Raw genomic sequence first — 17,018 nt, 5'->3', positions numbered from 1 at the left:
TGATTGCCGGTGCGTTGATTCTGGGGAGCGTGGCGGTGAGTCAGAAGGGCTGAGGCGTTTTTGCACATGTTTGCACATGGCACGTGCTGAAGGTGCTTCACTGTTCATGGGCGTTACTTTTCTTTTCGCGCGAAAAGAAAAGTAACCAAAAGAAACGCGCCGCCAGGTCGCGAGCCGCCGCGCTTCGCACGTCGGTCCCCTGCGCTTCTCGGTGAATCAGGGGACGGTGCCGAACTCGCTGCGCTCAGACATCGGCACCTCTTCGCCCCTGATTCCCCTGCGATGCTCGGCTCGCTCAAGGCGGACCCAAGGTCAAGAGCCACAGCTGCACGACGATGCTTGGTAGTGCCGGGCCGGGCCCGGCGAGCGAAGCGACCGCTTCTGCCTTTGATCTTGGATCCGCCTTGAGCGAGCCGAGCACCGCAGGTCCGGCGAGGGCGAAGAGGCGCGGGTGTCTGAGCGCAGCGAGTTCCCGCGCCGTCCCTCGACGGGCCGAGGAGCGCAGGGCACCGGTGCGCAGCACCGGCTCGCGGCCGGCGGAACGTTTCTTTTGGTTACTTTTCTTTGCGTACAAAGAAAAGTAACGCCCATGAACAGTGAAGCACCTTCAGCACGCGCCACGTGCAGGAAGCCAGGCTCCTACCGCACCGGCACCGGAATATTGCAGAGATCGATATGCCCCGCCGGGCGCTTGTAGAAATCATCCACGCGATTGCGTCGCGCCTCTACCGTATCGGCGAAGGTCTTCGAATCGGTGCGCAGCACCTGGATCGGCGTGCGCTCGGCCACCGGCACGTCGCTGGCACGGCGGATCGACACGATCGGCGTACGCAGCTTCGGGTCGGTGTAGAAGCCCATCGGCGCCGGGCCGCGCGGCGTCGCGCTGAGCAGTTCCATGCCCTTCAGCACGCGACCAACCAGCGTGATGTTGCGGTCGAGCTGGCGCGGTGACTGGCCGGTCACCACATAGAGTTCGGCGCCGATGCTGCTGTCTTCCTCGTTGCTGCGGCCGGCACCGAGCATGCCGTAGCAGTGCGCCAGCCAGGTCTTGCCGGCCTGCGGGTCCTGGCCGACCGGGAAGCCGTCGACGAAACCGGTCTGCGCGGCCCAGCCATCGCGGTCCGGCAGCACGCTGACCTTCAGGCCGGCGCTGGCGCGCTCGAACTCGGCCGGCAGCTTGCGCGCGGCACTGCCGAACGGCTTGGCCTTGGCTGCGTCATCGGCGTCGGCATCGCCGAACTGCACCACGAAGTTGTCCTGCGAACGGTAGATGCTGGTGCCGTCCCAGAAATGTTCGTGGGCGAAGGTCTGGATGTTGGCCACATGCCGCGGGGCGAACTGCGGCGCCAGCTCGATGATCACGCGCCCGGCGGGCAGGTCCATGTACAGCAGGTTGGCCGGGTCCGGCGTGCGCCAGTCGCTGGCCGCCGAGGCATCGAGGATCTGCTGCGGGCTGCGGTAGGGCGTGGCTGCGCTGGCCATGGCGGGCAGCAGGCAGGCGAGGGCGGTCAGGGCAAGGCGACGACGGTGCGGCATGGGAACCCCGGAACATGAACAAGGCTTCGATTCTGCGCGACGAGATACCGTATCGCCAAGTGACATGCGGGGGCATTCGCGTCAGCCTGCGCGCCGCCTCTTGGACGATCCAATGGGTCTGGCATCAACGCCTATCGTTCTTCTGCAATTAGACCGGAGTAATGGCCGAAGACAGGAACAGGTTCATAGTTGCCTGTCGGATCGTGCGTAGTTGAAGACTCTTCCAGATGATGAGGCGAGAAATTCTCCCTGGTTATCGTAAGCCGACCATCTTCATTGAAGAGGTAGCTGGTCCCTTCGGCAATGCTGTCACTCTTCTCATCGAACGTTCTATGTACCGCCATGCTCAGGAACAGATTTCCCGGTGCTACCTGCTGGAACTGATACGTCAGGCGCTCCCTTAGATGTTCATCCAGAAAGTCGACGCCAATCATGTCTTTGTCCAACAGCACATCGACAATCGCCGATGGCGTGGTGGGGGAGCCAACGAGAACCGTATAGCGAGCCTGGCTCTCATGTCTCGATTGGGCTTCGGATTCACTGATTATGTTTCGGGCGGACTTCTTTGCGCCAAACCAGAAGTCGCAATAATAAAACTCAGTCATAAGTGGATACTCCCGGGACCGTCGTGCTCGCAGGAGCTGGATCAGCCGCTGCGCTGTTGGAAGGTGACGGTATGCCGCGGTTCGCAGAGGGGCAAGCAAGCCAATGGGCCTGCCGGCCAGGTGGTCATCCGGCCCTCGCCAACCGGAAGAGTGACTAACGACACATTCGCTATACCGAACTTCGCACTACTGTGGACTTCAACGTAGTGGAGGGCCGGCCATGTCCGAGGACGATGTCCACCTGAAGAAGTTCCAGAAGGAGCTCAGCGCCGGAACCGTGTCGCTGGCCCTGCTGGCGGTGCTGGCCCGGGCCGGGGAGCCGCTGTACGGCTACCTGATCGCCAAGGAGCTGGAGCGCGTGGGCGAGGGCGTGCTGAGCGGCAAGCAGAGCGCGCTGTACCCGGTGCTGCGCAACCTGGAGAGCGCCGGGCTGCTGGAAAGCCATGTGGAGCCATCCAGCAGTGGTCCGCCCCGGCGCTACTACCGCATCAATGAACGTGGCCGCGGCGTGCTGGCGCAGTGGCGCCAGGCCTGGCAGGCCACCCGTGATTCCGTCGATTCCGTGTTGGAGGGGGTACCGCAATGAACGACCCGAGCCTGGCAGGCCGCGCCCTGCCGACCACCATCCCGCAGTATCTGGCGCAGCTGCGCGCGGCGCTGGAAGGTGCCGATCCGGCGATGGTGCAGGACGCGTTGTACGACGCCGAGGAATACCTGCGCTCGGAGCTGGCGGCGCAGCCCGGCCGCAGCGAGGCCGAGGTCATCGCCGACGTGGCCGGCAGCTACGGTGCGCCGGACGAAGTGGCCGAGATCTACCGCGAGACCGAAGTGACGGTGAACCGCGCGCTGCGCACGCCGCGTGCGGATACCACGCCGGTGCTGCGTGCGGCGGCGGAAGCCAGTGGCGTCGAGCCGGCCTCACCGCCGCCGGCGCCGGTGCAGCGTTCGCTGCTGGCGCGTGTCTTCGGCGTGGTGACCGATCCGCACACCTACGGTGCGCTGTTCTACATGCTGCTGTCGCTGGCTACCGGCATCTTCTTCTTCACCTGGGTGGTGACCGGCCTGTCGCTGTCGCTGGGCCTGCTGATCCTGATCGTGGGCATTCCGCTGACCGTGCTGTTCTTCGGCTCGGTGCGCGGGCTGGCGCTGCTGGAAGGACGGCTGGTGGAAGCGCTGCTGGGAGAACGCATGCCGCGCCGTCCGCGTTACACCGATCGCAGCCGCACCTGGCTGCAGCGCATCGGCGACATGTTCACCGATGGCCGCACCTGGCTGACCCTGCTGTACTTCGTGCTGATGCTGCCGTTGGGCGTGGTCTACTTCACCATCGCGGTGACGCTGCTGTCGCTGTCACTGGGGTTCATCTGGGCGCCGGTGGCCGCGCTGTTCAGCGGTGACATTCCGGGTGTCTACATCGATGGCGTGAACGTGTTGCCGATGGCCGCCTCGCCGCTGGTGGGCATCGTGATCGCAGCCGTGGGCGTGCTGCTGCTGCTGTTGACGATGCACCTGGCACGGGGCATCGGCAAGCTGCACGGGCTGATTGCCAAGAACCTGCTGGTGCGGTTGTAAGCCGGAATCCACGCTTGGGGACGTTTGGCGGGCTTCGCTTTGGTAGGTGCCAACCTTGGTTGGCACGATCCATCAGAGATCGGGATTCATGGCAGGGCGCCAACCAAGGTGGGCATCTACCAGGGCGAGCTACCCCGCCTTCCGCCGCAGCGGGGTGACGTTGCTCTTCTTCTTCGCGGCCTTCGCCGCCGGTGCTTCGGCATGCGCGGCGAAGAAGTCGCGCACCTTCGGGTACACCACCTCGCGCCAGCGACGGCCGCTGAAAATGCCGTAGTGGCCGGCACCTTCGACGATGAAATGCTCACGGCGGTCCGCAGTGATGCCGGTGCACAGCGCCTGCGCGGCTTCGGTCTGGCCGAGGCCGGCGATATCGTCCAGCTCGCCTTCAATGCTCAGCAGCGCGGTATCGCGGATCGCCGACGGATCGACCTTCTCGCCGTTGACCACCCACTCGCCACGCGGCAGCAGGAAGTCCTGGAACACCACGGAAATCGTATCCAGGTAGTACTTGGCCGGCATGTCCAGCACTGCGTTGTACTCGTCGTAGAAACGACGGTGCGCGTCGGCGTCTTCCAGGTCGCCCTTTACCAGGTCGGTGTAGAAATCCCAGTGCGAGCTGAAGTGGCGGCTCGGGTTCATCGACAGGAAGCCGGCGTGCTGCAGGAAGCCCGGGTACACGCGACGGCCGGCGCCGGGGTAGCTGGCAGGCACGGTGTGGATGACGTTGTTCTCGAACCACGACAACGGGTTCTGCGTGGCCAGGTTGTTCACTGCGGTGGGGCTGCAGCGCGCATCGATCGGACCGCCCATCATCACCAGCGAGCGCGGCGTGGGCTCGCCACGGCTGGCCATCAGCGAAACCGCGGCGAGCACCGGTACGGTCGGCTGGCACACGCTGATCACGTGCAGGCGTTCGACGCCGAGGTGGCGGATGAACTCCTGGATGTAGGCGATGTAGTCGTCCAGGCCGAACTCGCCTTCGCTGGACGGCACCATGCGCGCGTCGACCCAGTCGGTGACGTACACGCGGTGGTCGCGCAGCAGCGTGCGCACGGTGTCGCGCAGCAGGGTGGCGTGGTGGCCGGACAACGGCGCAACGACCAGCACGAATGGCTGGTTGAGCATGGTATGCAGCTGGTCGGCTTCATTGCTGTGGCGCTTGAAGCGCAGCAGTTTGCAGAACGGCTTGCTCACTTCCTCGTGCACGACGATCGGCACGCGCTCGCCGTCGACCTCGATTTCGTTGATGCCCCATTCGGGCTTCTCGTAATCCTTGCCGATGCGATGGAAGAGTTCATTGACCGCCGCCAGGCGATCAGCGCCCGGCATCTGCGACCACCAGCGACCCTGGTTGGCGAAGAATCTGGCGTTGGCCTGGGCCTGATGCACCCAGGGGGCGAGCAGGTTGCGGGTCAGTTCGTGCAGTTGATAGAGCATGACGACCGAATATGTATGGTCATATGTTGCCGCGCAGCATATCCCATCCCGGTGTCCCGCAGGTTAAGTTGACTGAAAATAATGAATCCGGATTCACATCCGTTCCAGCGCGGCCGCATCGCCTGCCAGAGCGGGGCCGAGCCAGCAGTGCGACCCCACCGGCTGCAGGCCGTGCCGGGCCAGCGTGCGGCGGTACCAGCGCGCCGGGCGGGCCTGGAAGCCCTCGTGGTCGCCTTCGAACGCGTCCTCGGCGGCGAAGGTCTCCAGGAAGGCCACGCCGCCGGTCAGCTCGGCCACGCCGGCCAGGCCGGCGCGCAGCTCGCGGTCGGGCACATAGTGCATCACGTCCGAACACACCAGCAGGTCGACCGGGGCGCAGGGCCGCAGCCAGGCGAAGTCGCCGAAGGCGGCCAGGTTCAGGTTGCGGGTGCGGCCGTAGCGGCGCACAGCGTACTCGCTGCTGTCGAAGCCCAGGTATTCGACCTTCGGACGGAGCTTCAACAGCGGTGCGCGCCAGGCGCCTTCGCCGCAGCCGATGTCCAGCACGCTGCGGATCGGTCGTTCCAGGTAGTACTCGGCGCTGGCCACGGCCAGGGCGACCTTGCGCGCCAGGCGGGCGCTGCCACCGATGTCGGCACGGCGGTACCAGCGTTGGAAGTAGGCGGCGTCGTAGGTCTTGTCCATGGGGCGGTGCGCGATCGGGGAAAACGGCGCCTATCGTACGGTGTTGCGGCGCGCCATGCGTCGATGTGTCGCGGCGGCGGTGCGTGGGGCGCGGTGGTCACCGCGTGCGAGAATGGCCGCCCATCTACGCCAGCCGCTGGAGCGAGCGCATGCAGAGCTACTACTGGGTGAAGACCTTCCACATCGTGTTCGTGGTGGCGTGGATGGCCACGGTGTTCTACCTGCCGCGCATCCTGGTGAACCTGGCCGAGACCGCAGGCCAGCAGGCCGTGACCGAGCGCCTGCAGCTGATGGGCCTGCGCCTGTACCGCTTCGGCCACTCGATGTTCGGCCTGGCATTCCTGCTCGGCCTGGTGCTGTGGCTGGGTTACAAGGTCATCCCGGATTTCCCGACCATGGTCGCGCCCGGTGGTGCCGGTTGGCTGCATGCCAAGCTGGGGCTGGTGGTGGTGCTGCTGGTGTACTTCAGCTGGATCGGCCGCCTGTTGAAGGGCGTGGCCAAGGGCAGGGCGTTGCCGTCGTCGCGCGCGCTGCGCTGGATCAACGAGATCCCGCTGCTGGCCTTCATTCCGATCGTGTGGCTGGTGCTGGCCAAGCCGTTCTGACAGTCTGTTATCCGTAGAGCCATGCTTGGCTCTACGGGTTCGCGTGATTCTTCGCCAAAGCAGAGGCATCCACGCATGGCGTGGATCTACTGGGTGCAGCTGTGGCTTTTGATGTTCAGGTCCGCCGTGAGCGAGCCGAGCATCGCAGGTGAAACAGGGGCGAAGAGGCGCCGATGTCTGAGCGCAGCGAGTTCGGCGCCGCCCCCTGATCCACCGAGAAGCGCAGGGAACCGGTGCATAGCACCGGCTCGCGTTCGGCGGCGTGTTCTTTGGTTACTTTCTTGCACGAGCAAGAAAGTAACAAGCCGATGAATCAGGCCGCTTCGTACGTGCCGTAGCTGCGCAGGCGGGTGTAGCGCTGTTCCAGCAGCTGTTCGGTGGACAGCTTGTCCAGTTCGTCCAGTTCGTTCAGCAGCACGGCCTTCAGGCGCTTGGCCATCTGGGTCGGGTTGCGGTGGGCGCCGCCGGTGGGCTCGCGCACGACCTTGTCGACCAGGCCCAGGCTCTTCAGGCGCGGCGCGGTCAGGCCCAGCTGCTCGGCGGCTTCCTTGGCCTTGCCGGCGTCCTTCCACAGGATCGAGGCGCAGCCTTCCGGCGTGATGGTCGAGTACACCGCGTATTCCAGCATCACGGTGCGGTCGCCCACGCCCAGCGCCAGCGCGCCGCCGGAGCCGCCTTCACCGATCACGGTGCAGATGATCGGCACCTTCAGTTCGGCCATCTCGATCAGGTTGCGTGCGATCGCTTCGGACTGGCCGCGCGATTCGGCGTCGATGCCCGGCCAGGCGCCGGCGGTGTCGATCAGGGTCAGCACCGGCAGGCCGAAGCGCTCGGCCATCTTCATCAGGCGCAGGGCCTTGCGGTAGCCCTCCGGCTTGGGCATGCCGAAGTTGCGCTTGATTTTTTCCTTGGTGTCGCGGCCCTTCTGGTGGCCGATCACCATCACGGAACGGCCATTGATGCGGGCCAGGCCGCCCATGATGGCCTTGTCGTCGGCGAAGGCGCGGTCACCGGCCAGCTCCTGGAACTCATCGAACATGACGCGGATGTAGTCGGCGGTATACGGGCGCGACGGGTGGCGGGCCAGCTGCAGCACCTGCCACGAGGTCAGGTTGCGGAAGATCTGCGCGGTGCGCATGCGCAGCTTGTCCTGCAGCGCGTGCACTTCCGCCTCGACATTGACCGCCGGCCCGGCACTGGCGTTGCGCAGTTCCTGGATCTTGGCTTCCAGGTCGGCGATGGGTTGCTCGAAGTCGAGGTAGTTCGGATTCATCGGAAGCCGTCGTGTAAAGAAGAGGGGAATTCTAGCCGAATGCGTGCAAACCACCCGTACGCCTTCGTCTGGAAGGCGACGGTAGCGCAGCCGGGCAGGGCGCGCCAGTCAGCTCAGGGCACCACCAGCGCGCTGCGGCCCATCAGCTGGCTGCGCTGGGAAACGAAGTCGTTGTAGGCCTCGTTGGCTTCCCGGCCCAAGCCGCTGCCCAGGGTGGCGGTGGCCGAGGTGAAGGCCATCTGCGCGTCGAAGTCCTGCTTGCGCAGGGCCTTCTGTTCATCGGCGGTGGTGGCCTTCAGCCAGCGCGCGTAGACCTCGCGCAGCGGCGCGGCGTGCGCCTCGAAGGCGGGGTCCAGTGTCGGCAGGCTGGCCGGGGCCGGTTCCAGGCTGAATGTCGGGGCCACGTAGCCGGCCGGCTGTTCGCGCTTGAATGCACCGGGTTCGCCCATGCCTTCCTCGACGTAGGCGATGAAATCCGGGGCCGTGAATACCTTGGCCACGATCTGGCCGCCGCTGGAATCGACGTGGGCCACCACCTTTTCCTTCGGGAAGGGCTCGCGCACGCCGTAGGTCCAGGTCTTGTCGATGAACAGTTCGTGGTGCTTCTCGAACGGACCTTCGAAGTCGACGCCGCCCAGCTCGATGCCGGCCTTGCCGGTGCCGAAGTTCTTCAGCTTGCTCTCGTCGGTGACGTAGATCTCGCGGGCGACCACGTACTCGCTCAGGGTCGGGTTGATCAGTCCGCCGCGGCCATCGACGTAGACGATGAAGCGCACGTCGCCCAGTTTGTCGGTGTGCAGGCGGTGCTCACCGACGGCGAGCGAGATCGGGCGCGAACCCTGTGCGGCCACCGGCAGGTCCTTGCCATCGATGCTCAGCGTCAGCGGCGTGTCGGTCGGGTTGTCGATCTGGAACTCGATCTTCGACGGCGAGCAGGCGGCCAGGGCCAGAGCGGCGGCAAACGGGAACAGCAGGGTCTTCATCGGCAATCGTCCTTGATACTTGGAACGGGGAAACAGGGGGGGCAGGAAAACCAGGGAGCCAGCCTCAGCTGGCCCACGGTGGGCTGTAGCGCACTTTCAGCGTGCGCACGGCCGGGTCGGCGCGCAGCGCCTCCATCAGCTTGGAATCAATGCGTACCGCGCTTTGCCCGGACACATCAAGCATGCCCGCGATGCCACCCTGCGGACCCTTCAGCAGCAGGTCCAGGCGCAGTGGCGTGCGCCCCGGGCGATGGCGGTCGAGCAGGGCATCGATGCGCTCCCAGACCGGGCGCTGCTGGCGCAGGTCCAGGCGCAGCGACAACCGCGTGGCGTAGTTGGCGCAGACCTCGTCGAAGTCCCAGCACTGGCGGATGCGCAGCGCGTAGCCGCCGTTGAACTCGTCCTCGCGCAGGCCGCCCTTGACCACCAGGATGCGGTCCTTGGTCATCAGGTGCCCGAACTCGGCCATCGCGTCGGAGAACGCGCTGCACTCGACACGCCCGCGCCCATCTTCCAGCTGGATGAAGATCTGGCTCTCGCCCTTGCGACGCACACCGACCACCTGGCCGGCCAGCACGGTCTGTACTTCCGGGCGCCAGCGCTTCTCGCCGCCACCACCGCCACCGCTGTTGGCGCTCCAGATCTTCTCCACCGAACCCAGGTCGTTGCCTACCAGATCGCGCACATCGTCGCGCCAGGGATCGAACGGGTGGCCGCTGAGGTAGAAACCGAGCGTGTCGCGCTCGCCGTTGAGGCGCTGAAGCAGCGGCCATTCTTCGGCTTCGGGCAGGTCCAGCTGGATCGACACGGTGCTCGGGTCGGGCCCGCCAAACAGCGAGTTCTGCCCGGACGCACGCTCGCGCGCCATCTGATCAGTGGCCTTGATCACTTCCGGCAGCTGCAGCATCAGCGAGGCGCGGTTGCGGCCGAGCTCGTCCAGCGCACCACAGTTGATCATCGCTTCCAGCGTGCGCCGGTTGAGCTTGGCCGAGCCGACGCGGGTGCAGAAGTCGAGCAGGTCCTTGAACGGGCCGCCCTTCAGCCGCTCCTCGACCACCGCCTCGCAGGCACCCTGGCCGACGCCCTTGATCGCACCGAGGCCGTACTGGATGGTGTCCGGGGTGACCGCTTCGAACATGAAGGCCGATTGGTTCACCTTGGGCGGCAGCACGGTCAGGCCAAGGTTGCGCACCTCGTCGAGGAAGCCGACCACTTTGTCAGTGTTGTCCAGGTCGGACGACAGCGTGGCCGCCATGAACTCGGCCGGGTAGTGGCGCTTCAGCCACGCGGTCTGGTAGCTGACCAGCGCATAGGCGGCGGCGTGCGACTTGTTGAAGCCGTAGCCGGCGAACTTCTCCATCAGGTCGAAGATCGCATCGGCCTTGGCTTCGTCCACGCCGTCCTTGGCCGCACCTTCGCGGAAGATCTCGCGGTGCTTGGCCATTTCGGCCGGCACCTTCTTGCCCATCGCACGGCGCAGCAGGTCGGCGCCGCCCAGCGAGTAGCCGCCGACGATCTGCGCCATCTGCATCACCTGCTCCTGGTACACCATGATGCCGTAGGTGTCCTTCAGGATCGCTTCGGTGCGCGGATCGGGATAGATGATTTCTTCCTGGCCGTGCTTGCGCGCGTTGAACGAAGGAATCAGGTCCATCGGGCCAGGGCGGTACAGCGACACCAGCGCGATCAGGTCTTCGAAACGGTCGGGGCGCGCGTCCTTCAGCAGACGGCGCATGCCCGAGGATTCGAACTGGAACACCGCGCCGGTGTTGCCGTTGGCGAAGATGTCCTTGTAGGTGGGCGTGTCGTCCAGCGGGATCGCGGCGATGTCCACCGGCGGAATGCCGGCGCGCTCGTGGCGCTTGTTGATCGCCTTCACCGCCCAGTCGATGATGGTCAGCGTGCGCAGGCCGAGGAAGTCGAACTTCACCAGGCCCACTTCTTCCACGTCGTTCTTGTCGAACTGGGTGACCGGGTTCTTGCCCAGCCCGTTCTCGTCGTGTTCGGCATACAGCGGGCAGAACTCGCTCAGCGGCTCGGGCCCGATCACCACGCCACCGGCATGCTTGCCGGCGTTGCGGGTCAGGTCTTCCAGCTGCAGCGCCAGGTCGATCAGGTCGCGGACATCGTCCTCGGTCTCGTAGCGCTGGATCAGTTCCGGCGAGGCCATTTCCGAGCTGGGGCCTTCCTTGCCCTTGCCCAGTGCATCCTTCAGGTGGATGCCCAGGATGTTCGGGATCAGCTTGGAAACGCCGTCGACCAGGCCGTACGGGAAGCCGAGCACGCGACCGGAGTCGCGCACCACCGCCTTGGCGGCCATGGTGCCGTAGGTGATGATCTGGCTGACGCGCTCGCGCCCGTACTTGCGTGCGACGTAGTCGATCACCTCGTCGCGGCGGTCCATGCAGAAGTCGATGTCGAAGTCGGGCATCGACACGCGTTCCGGGTTCAGGAAGCGCTCGAACAGCAGGTTGTACGGCAACGGGTCCAGATCGGTGATCTTCAGCGCCCACGCCACCAGCGAACCGGCACCGGAACCACGGCCCGGGCCGATCGGGATGCCCTGGTTCTTGCCCCACTGGATGAAGTCGGCGACGATCAGAAAGTAGCCCGGGAAGCCCATCTTGATGATGGTGTTGAGCTCGAACTCCAGGCGCTCGAAATACTCTTCGCGGGTCTTGCCCGGCGCCAGCGGATTCTTCTCCAGGCGCTCTTCCAGGCCGTCGCGCGACATCTTCTGGATCCAGGTGTCCAGGGTCTCGTCGTCGGGCACCGGGTAGTTGGGCAGGAAGTAGGTGCCCAGCCGCATCTCGATGTTGCAGCGCTCGGCCAGCGCCAGCGTGTTGTCGATCGCATCGGGGATGTCGGCGAACAGCGCGCACATCTCCTCGGCCGACTTCAGGTACTGCTGGTCGCTGTACTCGCGCGGGCGCTTGGGATCGTCCAGCACGCGGCCGGTGGAAATGCACACGCGCGCTTCGTGCGCGCTGAAATCGGTGGGCGACAGGAAGCGCACATCATTGCTGGCCACCACCGGCAGGCCACGCTGGCCGGCCGCCATCAGCGCGAACTGGTTGAAGGTTTCCTCGCCCTCGCGGCCGGTACGGGTAAGTTCCAGGTGCAGGCCGTCGCCGAACACGCGCTGCCAGTCGGCCAGCTGCTGCTCGGCCAGCTCATGCTTGCCGTCCAGCGCCAGGCGCCCGGCCAGGCTCTGCCGGCCGGCCAGCGCGAACAGGTTGGCGTTGCCGGCCTTCAGCCAGTCCGGATGGATGGCCACACCGCCTTCCGGGCGATGGCCTTCCATCCAGGCGCGGGTCAGCAGCCGCGACAGGCTCAGGTAGCCCTCGCGATCGCGGCACAGCAGGGTCATTCGCCACGGGTCCTGGCCTTCCTCGGCGATCAGCACGTCGGCACCGGCGATCGGCTTGATGCCCACGCCTTCGGCGGCCTTGTAGAACTTGACCAGCGCGAACAGGTTGTTGAGGTCGGTCACTGCCAGCGCGGGCAGGCCGAGCTCGACCGAGCGCGACAGCAGGTTGGCCTGCTTGGCCTTCTTCGGGTCCGCCTGGTCCGGTTTGGCCGGCACACGGATGGTGGAGTCCGCCAGCGAGAACTCGGTGTGGACGTGGAGATGTACGAAGCGGGAGTTGGACATGCCGGACCAGGTTGGAGCGCGCGGGCCCCGGGTGCTGACGGGGGAATCGTCGCCGGGGTCGGGAAGCGCTGGAGTGCCCGGTCAGGGTAACGAGGGCGGAGAGGCGCGACAAGCTCTTGACAGGCCCCGGAGGACGACCGGGTTCAGGCGTGCGGGAGCCCGTTTCCTGTAGAGCCGAGCCCACGCTCGGCTGCTGCGGAAAGCCGAGCATGGGCTCGGCTCTACAAGGTCAACCGAGGCACTCACGTACCGGGGCGAAGCTGCGCCGGTGCTCCATGCAGGGGCCGTGCTCGCGCAGGGCGGCCAGGTGGGCCGGGGTGCCATAGCCCTTGTGTTGCTCGAAGCCGTACTGCGGGTGGCGGGCGTGCACGTCCTGCATGTAGCGATCGCGCGAGACCTTGGCCAGGATCGATGCGGCCATGATCGCGCGGTCGATGCCATCGCCGCCGATCAGCGCCTGCGCCGGCAGTACCAGGCCCTTGGGCACCACGTTGCCGTCGATGCGCGCGAAGCCGGCCACGTGGGCGACCGCGGCGACGACATCGCGCATGCCCTGCAGGGTGGCCTGGTAGATGTTCAGGCGGTCGATGGTGTCCACGTCCACCAGCACCACGTGCCAGGCAAGGGCGCGCTCGATGATGCGGTCATGCAGCTGCTCGCGGCGCGCCGCGGTGAGCTGCTTGGAATCGTCCAGGCCGTTGATGCGTGGCCGTGCCGGGTCGAACACCACCGCCGCCACCGCCACTGGCCCGGCGAGCGGACCACGGCCGGCCTCATCGACGCCGGCAACCAGGCGTTCCGGCTCGATTACCGCGCTGCCATCGAACAGGGCCAGGCTGGCCGCTGCGGCGTGGCGGCGGCTCATGCCTGGGCCTGGTCGCGCATCAGCAGCTCGCCGACGGCGTCGGCGGCACGTGCCGAAGCATTGCGGCGCAGGCGCTCATGCAGGCGTGCATAGGTGTCCTGCAGGTCGGTTACCCGTTGTGGGTGGTCGAACCACTGCTGGATGGCCGCGGCCAGCTTGTCCGGCGTGCAGTCGTGCTGCATCAGTTCCGGTGCCAGGTCCTGCCCGGCCAGGATGTTGGGCAGGGCGAAGCGGTCGACCTTGATCAGGCCGAATGCCTTGACCAGACGGTAGGTCAGTTCGTTGACACGGTAGCCGACCACCATCGGCCGCTTCACCAGCATCGCCTCCAGGGTCGCGGTACCGGACGCCAGCACCACCACGTCGGCGGCGATCATGGCGTTGCGGGCCTGGCCGTCGAGCACATGCGAGTACGCGACCGGCAGCGCCGAGCGTGACAGCTGCTCTTCGATCAGGCGCTTGCAGGCGGGGTTGGCGGCAGGCACCACCACGTGCAGGCCCGGGATGCGTTCGGAGACCTGCCAGGCAGCCTCGAAGAAGGGTTCGCCGAGGCGCGAGATTTCGCCCAGGCGGCTGCCCGGCAGCACCGCCAGCACCTTGGCCGAAGTCGGCAGGCCAAGCGCGGCGCGCGCTTCCTCGCGGTTGCCCTGCAGCGGAATGTCGTCGGCCATCGGATGGCCGACGAAGCGCGCGTCGATGCCGTGCTTGGCATAGATGGGCGGCTCCATCGGGAACAGGCACAGCACCAGGTCGGCGCTGCTGCCGATCTTCTCGGCACGCTTCTCACGCCAGGCCCAGACCGAGGGGCTGACGTAATGCACGGTGCGCACGCCACGCTGCTTCAGCCAGCGCTCGATGCCCAGGTTGAAGTCGGGGGCGTCGATGCCGATGAACACGTCCGGCTGCCAGTCCAGCGCACGCTGGCGGAACGCCGAGCGCAGCTTCAGCAGGCGCGGCAGATGGCGCAGTACTTCGGTCAGGCCCATCACCGCCAGTTCGCTGGCATCGTGCCAGGTCTGGCAGCCGGCGCTGCGCATGGCGTCGCCACCGATGCCGGCGAATTCGGCATGCGGGAAGCGCGCTTTCAGTTCGCGAACCAGGCCCGCACCGAGCAGATCGCCGGAGGCCTCACCGGCGACCAGGGCGATCCGCAACGGGCGCTCGCTGAGCACCCGTTGCGCGGGGACGCTGCCGGTCATCGAGGCCAGCGGAATCACAGCGGCGCCGGCCGGCGCCTGGCCGGTCGTGCTGCTCATCGCAGCAAGGGCCTCTCGGCGTGCTCGATGAAGTCCAGCATGGCCTTCACGTCATCGCTGTCACGCGCCTGTTCGGTCAGCTGCACCTTGGCTTCGGCCAGCGGCAGGCCCGCCACGTACAGGGTGCGGTAGGCACGCTTGATGGCGGAAATGCGCTCGGCATCGAAACCGCGGCGCTTCAGTCCTTCGCTGTTGATGCCGCGCGGGCGGCCCAGCGAATCGGTGCCGACCATGGTGAACGGCGGAACGTCGCCATTGGTCAGCGCCCCCATGCCGAGGAAGGCATGCGCGCCGATCCGGCAGAACTGGTGGGCACCGGCGAAGCCGCTGATGATCACGTAGTCGCCCACGGTCACATGGCCGGCCAGGGTGGTGTTGTTGGAGAACACGCAGAAGTTGCCGACATGGCAGTCATGCGCCACGTGCGTGTAGGCCAGCATCCAGTTGTCGTCGCCGATGCTGGTGATGCCGCCGCCGCCGCCGGTGCCACGGTTCAGCGTGACGAACTCGCGGAACACGTTGCGGTCGCCGATCACCAGTTCGGTGCGCTCGCCGCCGAACTTCTTGTCCTGCGGCTCGCCACCGATCGCTGCGTGGCCGATGAAGCGGTTGTCGCGGCCGATCTTCGTCGGGCCGTGGATGCTGCAATGGGGGCCGATCACCGTGCCGGCATCGATTTCCACATCGGCACCGATCAGGGTGAACGCGCCCACCTGGACGTCATCGGCCAGGCGCGCGGCCGGGTCGATGACGGCGGTCGGGTGGATCCGCGGTGCGTTGTCAGTCATTCCTGCCTCCAGTGGATCAGCCCTTGGCGCCGGCACACATGACTTCGGCCGAGGCAACGACTTCACCGTTGACCTTGGCTTCGCCGTAGTACCAGCCCATGTTGCGGATCAGGCGCTTCATCTGCACATCCAGCATCAGCACGTCGCCGGGCACGACCTGCTTGTTGAAGCGGGCGTTTTCCACCTTGACCATGTAGAACAGCTTGGACTGCGAGTCACGGCCGAGCGTGAGCTGGGTCATCACGCCACCGGCCTGCGCCAGCGCTTCGATGATCAGCACGCCAGGCATGATCGGGCGGCCGGGGAAGTGACCCTGGAAGAACGGCTCGTTGATGCTGACGTTCTTCTGCGCAAGGATGCGCTTGGCCTCGATGTCGAGCTCAAGCACCCGGTCCACCAGCAGGAACGGATAGCGGTGCGGGAGCAGTTCCTGGATCTGGCAGACGTCGATCGGAAGCTGCAGCGTGTCGTTCATTCTTTCTCCTTGCCAGCAGCCAGGACGCGGCGAGCCAATGCGTCCAGCTGCTTGAAGCGCGCGGCGTTCTTGCGCCACGTGCGGTTGTCGGTCAACGGGGTGCCGGACGAGTACTCGCCCGGCTCATGGATGGAATTGCGGACCACCGACTTGCCGGTGATCACGACTTTGTCGCAGATCTCGAGGTGGCCGACCACGCCGACGTGGCCGCCGAGCAGGCAGTAGCGGCCGATCCTGGCACTGCCGGCGATGCCGGTGCAGCCGGCGATGGCCGAGTGCGCGCCGATCTGCACGTTGTGCGCGATCTGCACCAGGTTGTCCAGGCGCACGTCTTCGTCCAGCACGGTGTCTTCCAGCGCACCACGGTCGACGCAGGTGTTGGCGCCGATTTCGCAATCGTCGCCGATGCGCACGCCGCCGAGCTGCGGCACCTTGATCCACTTGCCGGCGTCCATGGCCAGGCCGAAGCCATCGGCGCCGAGTACGGCGCCGGGATGCACGCGAACGCGCTTGCCGAGCTTGACCCGGGTGACCAGGGTGACCCGCGCGATCAGCTCGCAGCCGTTGTCCAGGCTGCAGTCTTCGCCGATCACGCTGCCAGTGCCGATGATGCAGTTCTCACCGACCACGCTGCGCGCGCCGACGGAGACGAAGGGACCGATATGGGCGCTGGCGGCGACCTGGGCGCTGGGATCGATGACGGCGCTGGGGTGGATGCCCGGCGGGCGCGTTGGCGCGATATCGAACAGCGCGGCGATCTTGGCGAAGGTGGTGTACGGGTCCTTGGCCACGAGCGCGGCGCCGGGGGCGGCCTCGGCGTCGTCGGCACGCAGGACCACCAGCGAGGCCTGGCTGTCGGCCAGCTGGGCGCGGTAGCGTGGATTGGCGAGGAAGGTCAGCTGGCCAGGACCGGCATGGGCGAGGGTAGCCACGCCATGGATGGCGGTGGCGGGGTCGCCATGGACCTGCAGGCCGAACTGCTCGGCGAGTTGCTGGGCGGTGTAGGTGGGAGTATTCACGGCGGGAGTTTAACGTGTGACGCCATTGCGGTCATGCGGGGGCAGGGCTTGGCGCCTGCCTGATACGGGCGGGAGGCGGCGGGTGGCCCTGGCCAGGACACGCAAAAGCCCCTCCATGGTGCTCGATGGCGCCTTGCTCGTGTGCGCTGTCCTGCGCACACGGCAGGACCGGGGTTGGGCGTCCTGCCCAACCCGCCCGAGGCATGCCTCGGGCCCATGGCGCCAACGGTCCTGTCCAGGGCCACCCGCCGCCTTTGGACAATTT

Annotated in this window: 15 protein-coding genes; 3 read left to right on the top strand and 12 right to left on the bottom strand. The window is 66.4% G+C overall.

The genetic code is table 11. The features are described 5' to 3' along the window. Nucleotides 1-639: 639 nt before the first annotated feature. Complete coding sequence (locus tag ARC63_RS17065) at nt 640-1,536, bottom strand: peptidylprolyl isomerase (RefSeq protein ID WP_057503890.1); 897 nt, start codon at nt 1,534-1,536, stop codon at nt 640-642. 131 nt (nt 1,537-1,667) lie between these two features. Then, complete coding sequence (locus ARC63_RS23335) at nt 1,668-2,141, bottom strand: hypothetical protein (RefSeq protein ID WP_049426667.1); 474 nt, start codon at nt 2,139-2,141, stop codon at nt 1,668-1,670. 220 nt (nt 2,142-2,361) lie between these two features. On the opposite strand from ARC63_RS23335, the gene ARC63_RS17055 reads away from it, so the two are divergent. Further along, entirely contained in the window at nt 2,362-2,727 is a 366-nt protein-coding gene (locus ARC63_RS17055; protein ID WP_057503889.1) for a PadR family transcriptional regulator, read from the top strand. Continuing rightward, nucleotides 2,724-3,713: a sensor domain-containing protein gene (locus ARC63_RS17050; protein ID WP_043396486.1), complete on the top strand. Its 990-nt coding sequence runs from the start codon at nt 2,724-2,726 to the stop codon at nt 3,711-3,713. Before ARC63_RS17055 ends, ARC63_RS17050 begins: the two co-directional genes overlap by 4 nt. A gap of 129 nt (nt 3,714-3,842) precedes the next feature. Here ARC63_RS17050 and ARC63_RS17045 read toward each other — a convergent pair whose 3' ends face one another. Then, the gene (locus ARC63_RS17045; protein ID WP_057503888.1) at nt 3,843-5,150 is read right to left on the bottom strand and encodes a polyhydroxyalkanoate depolymerase; all 1,308 of its coding nucleotides are present in this window, start codon (nt 5,148-5,150) and stop codon (nt 3,843-3,845) included. Nucleotides 5,151-5,243: 93 nt separating this feature from the next. After that, nucleotides 5,244-5,834: a class I SAM-dependent DNA methyltransferase gene (locus ARC63_RS17040; RefSeq protein ID WP_057503887.1), complete on the bottom strand. Its 591-nt coding sequence runs from the start codon at nt 5,832-5,834 to the stop codon at nt 5,244-5,246. 149 nt (nt 5,835-5,983) lie between these two features. On the opposite strand from ARC63_RS17040, the gene ARC63_RS17035 reads away from it, so the two are divergent. Beyond that, the gene (locus tag ARC63_RS17035; RefSeq protein ID WP_019337631.1) at nt 5,984-6,439 is read left to right on the top strand and encodes a CopD family protein; all 456 of its coding nucleotides are present in this window, start codon (nt 5,984-5,986) and stop codon (nt 6,437-6,439) included. Between the two features lie 313 nt (nt 6,440-6,752). Here the strand turns inward: ARC63_RS17035 and ARC63_RS17030 are convergent, their stop codons facing one another. The 8 genes from ARC63_RS17030 to lpxD form a co-directional block, all read right to left on the bottom strand. Continuing rightward, on the bottom strand, nt 6,753-7,712 hold the full coding sequence (locus tag ARC63_RS17030; protein WP_057503886.1) for an acetyl-CoA carboxylase carboxyltransferase subunit alpha: 960 nt from the start codon (nt 7,710-7,712) through the stop codon (nt 6,753-6,755). Between the two features lie 113 nt (nt 7,713-7,825). Then, complete coding sequence (locus ARC63_RS17025; RefSeq protein WP_057503885.1) at nt 7,826-8,695, bottom strand: hypothetical protein; 870 nt, start codon at nt 8,693-8,695, stop codon at nt 7,826-7,828. A 64-nt stretch (nt 8,696-8,759) separates the two neighbouring features. Continuing rightward, the gene (dnaE, locus tag ARC63_RS17020; RefSeq protein WP_049455668.1) at nt 8,760-12,350 is read right to left on the bottom strand and encodes a DNA polymerase III subunit alpha; all 3,591 of its coding nucleotides are present in this window, start codon (nt 12,348-12,350) and stop codon (nt 8,760-8,762) included. A gap of 229 nt (nt 12,351-12,579) precedes the next feature. Beyond that, on the bottom strand, nt 12,580-13,215 hold the full coding sequence (locus ARC63_RS17015) for a ribonuclease HII (RefSeq protein WP_043396472.1): 636 nt from the start codon (nt 13,213-13,215) through the stop codon (nt 12,580-12,582). Then, complete coding sequence (gene lpxB / locus ARC63_RS17010) at nt 13,212-14,471, bottom strand: lipid-A-disaccharide synthase (protein ID WP_049482825.1); 1,260 nt, start codon at nt 14,469-14,471, stop codon at nt 13,212-13,214. Before lpxB ends, ARC63_RS17015 begins: the two co-directional genes overlap by 4 nt. Continuing rightward, nucleotides 14,468-15,259 (bottom strand): acyl-ACP--UDP-N-acetylglucosamine O-acyltransferase, encoded by a 792-nt coding sequence (gene lpxA / locus ARC63_RS17005; protein WP_057503884.1) that lies wholly within the window; start codon nt 15,257-15,259, stop codon nt 14,468-14,470. The genes lpxB and lpxA overlap by 4 nt, the downstream gene beginning before the upstream one ends. Before the next feature lie 16 nt (nt 15,260-15,275). Next, nucleotides 15,276-15,734: a 3-hydroxyacyl-ACP dehydratase FabZ gene (gene fabZ, locus ARC63_RS17000; RefSeq protein ID WP_008265823.1), complete on the bottom strand. Its 459-nt coding sequence runs from the start codon at nt 15,732-15,734 to the stop codon at nt 15,276-15,278. Beyond that, nucleotides 15,731-16,753, bottom strand: coding sequence for a UDP-3-O-(3-hydroxymyristoyl)glucosamine N-acyltransferase (gene lpxD / locus ARC63_RS16995; RefSeq protein ID WP_049455670.1), 1,023 nt, complete (start codon nt 16,751-16,753; stop codon nt 15,731-15,733). The genes fabZ and lpxD overlap by 4 nt, the downstream gene beginning before the upstream one ends. Nucleotides 16,754-17,018 lie beyond the last annotated feature (265 nt).

It is taken from the genome of Stenotrophomonas geniculata ATCC 19374 = JCM 13324 (assembly GCF_001431625.1).
Lineage (GTDB): Bacteria > Pseudomonadota > Gammaproteobacteria > Xanthomonadales > Xanthomonadaceae > Stenotrophomonas > Stenotrophomonas geniculata.
Note: the sequence above shows the minus strand (reverse complement) of the source record. Positions and strands in the feature narration are given on the sequence as shown.